Raw genomic sequence first — 229 nt, 5'->3', positions numbered from 1 at the left:
AAAAAATTTACGCCGCTGCTAAGCATCCAAAGAGCTTTATAAGTTTAGATAATGCCGATCACTTACTCAGCAATAAAGAAGACGCTAACTACGCAGCCGATGTCATTGCTACGTGGGCTAATCGCTATGTTGAATACGATAAAACACCCTATAGTGCAAAATTAACTAACGGCAGTGTATTAGTTGAAGAAAAAGATCATAAATTCACTCAGCACGTGAGTACTAAAAA

The 229-nt window shown here is 37.6% G+C and carries 1 pseudogene; it reads left to right on the top strand.

Features of this window, described 5'->3' with window-relative positions:
* Positions 1 to 229 (top strand): annotated as a pseudogene (locus SB765_RS34500) (osmotically inducible protein C); the annotation flags it as partial.

The sequence above is a fragment of the Pseudomonas sp. SIMBA_067 genome (genome assembly GCF_046534675.1).
Classification (GTDB): domain Bacteria; phylum Pseudomonadota; class Gammaproteobacteria; order Pseudomonadales; family Pseudomonadaceae; genus Aquipseudomonas; species Aquipseudomonas putida.
The sequence above is the reverse complement of the archived record's forward strand: the minus strand, read 5'-3'. Positions and strand labels throughout refer to the sequence as shown.